Here is a 4,211-nt window from a genome sequence, read left to right as displayed (position 1 = left end):
CGTTGGCGTTGGCCGCCCGAAAAGGCATGCGGATGACGGCCCAACATGTCCGGCGTTAGGCCAACCCGTTCAAGCGCCATATGCACCCGCTCTTGGCGCTCAGCGTGGCCCAATTCAGGCATCAAATTCAGCGGTTCGTAAAGTGATTGCGCCATGTTCAAGCGGGGGTCAAAACTGCCAAATGGGTCTTGAAACACCATCGAGAGTTCGCGCCGCGCCGCGTGGGGCATTTCCCCCAATTTGCGCCCATAGGTGTGTTGATCAAACGCAATGGTGCCGCGCTGGGCGGTTTGCAGCCCGGCAATAATCCGCGACAAGGTGGTTTTGCCACAGCCCGATGGACCAACCAAACCCACGCATTCGGATTCTCGAATGGTCAGCGAAATATCATTGAGCGCCTGTACATAAGCCTTTTGTGCCCAAAAGGGGCCGGGCAGTTTAAAGCGTTTTGAGATGCCATCAAGTTCGAGCAGTGGTGCCCCAATTTCCCGAGTTTTCAGCCGGCGGCGGGTAGGACGCGCCGCAGCGATTAGACGTTGCGTATAGGCTTCTTGTGGGGCTTTGAGCACCGTTTCAATTGACCCGCTTTCTACGCATTTGCCTTTTTCCAGCACATGCACATGTTCGCAAAGCGCGGCGACGGCCCCAAGGTCATGCGAGATGAACAAAAGCGCCATATTGTGCGTGTCGCACACCCGTTTGATCAGCGCGACAATCTGCGCTTGGGTGATCATATCAAGGGCCGATGTTGGCTCGTCCGCGATCAGCAGTTCAGGCTCTCCCGCCAATGCAATCGCCAAACCGATGCGCTGGCGTTGCCCACCCGATAGTTCGTGCGGATAGCGTTTGGCCACGCTGGCGGGCAGATCAACTTCGGCAATCAGTTCGCTAACCCGCGCGGTAAAATCAATGTCGGGCAGGTGCAATTCAAGCGCTTCGCGGATCTGATCGCCCACCCGCATTAAAGGGTTCAGCGCCGTCATCGGCTCCTGAAAAACCATGCCAATATGTTTGCCGCGTAAGCTTTCACCCGCAGGCACGTTGCGGATGATTTCGCCGGTTGTGTTGGCGCTTTCGGGCAGCAGGTCAATAATCGACAAAGCGGTAAGGCTTTTGCCCGATCCGCTTTCCCCCACAACGCCGACCCGTTGGCCGGGGGTAATGGACAATGACATTTGGTGCACCACCGTGTGGTCGCCAAAACCTATGGATAAGTCTTTCACCTCAACCAGCGACATCAACGCCTCCGGCTTTGGTGAGTTTGGGATCAAGCGTATCGCGTAAGCCATCGCCCAGTAGGTTGAAGCTGATCACAAACAGCACAATTGCCATGCCGGGGATAATCGCCTGCATGGGGAAGCCGAAGAAGAAACTCTGCGCCTCTTTTAACATCAATCCCAAACTGGTGTCCGGCGGTTGTGTCCCCAACCCAATGTAGGAAAGGCCAGCTTCGGCCAAAACCCCAAGCGAGAGTTGAATGGTGGCCTGTACAATCAGCAAACTCGCCACATTGGGCATGATATGGCGCAAACTGATCTGCGCGTTTGAAAGTCCTGAGAGTTTCGCTGCGTCCACATATTCAAGCGTCCACAGGCTCAGCGCGCCGCCGCGTGCAACCCGGGCGAAAACAGGGATGTTAAAAATCCCAATCGCCACCATCGCATTAATCGCGGAAGGGCCAAAAAGTGTGGTGATGATGATCGCCGAAATGATGGCAGGGAAAGCGAAAATGAAATCATTGAACCGAAGAATGACAGCTTCCAGCCAACCGCGCTGCGCCGCTGCCATCAGCCCCAAAGGCACGCCGATCAAGGCGCCAATCGCCACGGCCAAAAGCGCGACTTTTAAACTCGACGCGATGCCAACCATCAATAAACTCAATTGATCGCGACCTAGATAATCCGTGCCCAGCCAATTGTTGGCGTTGACGTTTGCGAACCGATTTGGAATGTCGACAATATCAGTTGGGTGGGGCGTCCAGACCAGCGAGATCAGCGCCAGCAAAACAAATAAAGCACTGCCTAAGAGACCTAGTCGAAAACTGGGGTGGTGCAGCGCGCGGACGAACGTGGATTGCTCAGCCATCGTCTTGCCCTCCACCAGTGCGGATGCGCGGGTCAACCAACGCATAAGCCAAATCAACGATGAACATCACCAAAATCACCATAGCCACCAATACCAATATGGCGCTGCGCACCACAATTAGGTCGCGGGCGGAAATGGCGCTGAAAATCAATCGGCCCAATCCGGGCAGGTAGAACACGTTTTCAACAATGATGGTGCCGGCGATCAAAAACGCGAATTGCAATCCCATGATCGTCAGCACCGGAAGTAGCGCATTGCGCACCCCATGCCGCCAAATGGCTTGACTTTGCGAGAGGCCCTTGGCGCGCGCCGTGCGGATGAAATCGGCCTGCATCACATCCACCAATGATGTGCGCATCACCCGTGCCAAAATAGCGGCTTGCGGCAACGCCAATGCAATCGTGGGCAACACCAAAGAGCGCAGCGCCAGCAATGGGTTCTCACCCCACGGCACAAAACCGCCGGGCGGGAGTATGCGCCATGTGACAGCAAAGGCGAGCACTAAAAGCATGGCGAACCAAAAGTTGGGGATGGCAATGCCGATCTGCGCCAAAACCATCGCCAATGTGTCGCCCAATTTGCCACGATGTTGCGCGGCGAAAATGCCGATGGGCAATCCAATGAGGGTGGAAAGGGCAAGCGCCCCAAGTGCCAGCGGCAAGCTGACTTGCAACCGTTCGGCCATCAATTGAGTGACGGGCATCCGTTGTGAAAAGCTGATGCCAAGGTCGCCTTGAAACAAGCCAAAGAGCCAAATGAAGAACCGATTGAAAGCGGGTTGATCTAAGCCCAACTCGGTACGCAATGCAGCCACCGCGTCCTCGGTAGCGTTGATCCCCAGCATAAACCGCGCCGGGTCGCCGGGCAAAATATCCAGCAGAAAAAACAGGATCGCCGCGGCCACCAAAAGGGTAACCGCGACGCCAAATAACCGTTTTGCTGCAAAGCCAATCATAGGGGTCAATCGGCCCTGCTAGCGCTGTAAAGTCAAGCTCAATTTGTCCAGCGAACAGCGGTCAAATCATTGCCTTCGACCGGGGAGTTTAGCCACATGCCTTCAAGGTTTGTGTTCCAAACGCCGGTCTTTGCCAGTTGGAACAAATAGCCGTTCACCGCATCTTCAGTCAAAATGCGTTGGGCAGCACGGGCCAACTGTTCGCGCTTGGCTTCATTAGCGGTCACATTGAGTTTTTCAATGATCGCTTGAAACACCACATTGTCATATTGGAAATAGTAATCCGGGTTCGCATAAATGCCGATATCAAACGGTTCCACATGGCTGACAATCGAAAGATCATAGTTTTTGGTTTTGAACACATCTTCAAGCCACTGGCCCCACTCGACGTTGATCAACTCCAACTCAATGCCAATCTCGCGCAATTGGGCGGCGATAATCTGCCCACCACGACGCGCATAAGTTGGCGGTGGTAATTTGAAGGTGGCTTCAAACCCTTCTGGGTAACCCGCTTCTGCCAGCAAAGCTTTGGCCCGTTCAATGTCACGCGGATAAGTGTCTAACAGATCTTCGTAATAGGGGTGATGCGGTGCAAAATGTGTGCCGATTGGTGTGCCATAACCAAACATCGCCCCATCGATAATAGCTTGCCGATCAAGCGCATGAGCAATGGCTTGGCGCACGCGTTTGTCGTTGAACGGCGCTTTGGCGTTATTGGTGGACAAAATGGTTTCGCCCTCTGTAGAGCCGCGCACCACTTGGTAACGTGGGTCTGCTTCAAAAATCGCCAGACTTTCAGGCGCAGGGAAGTTGGCAAACCCGTCCACATCACCAGCAAGCATGGCGTTTTGCGCCGCGTTCGGATCAGAAATAAACACGAACCTCGCCTTGTTCATAAACGCTGGTGTGCCGGTGTAATTAGGGTTTTTCTCCAAAATGACGCGGCTGCCTTGATCCCATTGCACGAACTTAAAGGGGCCAGTGCCAACGGGGTTGGATTGGTTGGTTTCAGCACTCTCAGGCGCAACAATAACCGCGTCGCCCCGGCCAATATTGAACAAAAAATCGCCCTGCGGCTGCGCAATTTTGATCTCGATGGTGGAAGGATCAACGGCGGTCACAGAGGTGATCGGGGCAAAAATGCCTTTTTGTGCGTTGGTGCTGTCATCAG

At 54.4% G+C, this 4,211-nt stretch carries 4 protein-coding genes; all 4 read right to left on the bottom strand.

All coding sequences use genetic code 11. From position 1 onward, the window contains the following. Positions 1-1,238, bottom strand: a 1,238-nt coding sequence (locus tag Q0231_RS00785) for an ABC transporter ATP-binding protein (RefSeq protein WP_299343773.1), incomplete at its 3' end; no start/stop codon positions are given. Then, positions 1,225-2,085 (bottom strand): ABC transporter permease, encoded by an 861-nt coding sequence (locus tag Q0231_RS00780; protein ID WP_269392612.1) that lies wholly within the window; start codon positions 2,083-2,085, stop codon positions 1,225-1,227. The genes Q0231_RS00785 and Q0231_RS00780, both read right to left, overlap by 14 nt. Continuing rightward, positions 2,078-3,040, bottom strand: coding sequence for an ABC transporter permease (locus Q0231_RS00775; RefSeq protein WP_299343776.1), 963 nt, complete (start codon positions 3,038-3,040; stop codon positions 2,078-2,080). The genes Q0231_RS00780 and Q0231_RS00775 overlap by 8 nt, the downstream gene beginning before the upstream one ends. Before the next feature lie 38 nt (positions 3,041-3,078). After that, the coding region (locus tag Q0231_RS00770) for an ABC transporter substrate-binding protein (RefSeq protein WP_299343768.1) at positions 3,079-4,211 on the bottom strand (1,133 nt) is incomplete at its 5' end.

The organism is uncultured Maritalea sp. (assembly GCF_937139385.1).
GTDB lineage: Bacteria > Pseudomonadota > Alphaproteobacteria > Rhizobiales > Devosiaceae > Maritalea > Maritalea porphyrae_A.
The sequence above is the reverse complement of the archived record's forward strand: the minus strand, read 5'-3'. Positions and strand labels throughout refer to the sequence as shown.

Coding starts and splice junctions, on each gene's coding strand:
- Q0231_RS00780 (WP_269392612.1), bottom strand. CDS start 2,085: ATGGCTGAGCAATCCACGTTCGTCCGCGCGCTGCACCACCCCAGTTTT.
- Q0231_RS00775 (WP_299343776.1), bottom strand. CDS start 3,040: ATGATTGGCTTTGCAGCAAAACGGTTATTTGGCGTCGCGGTTACCCTT.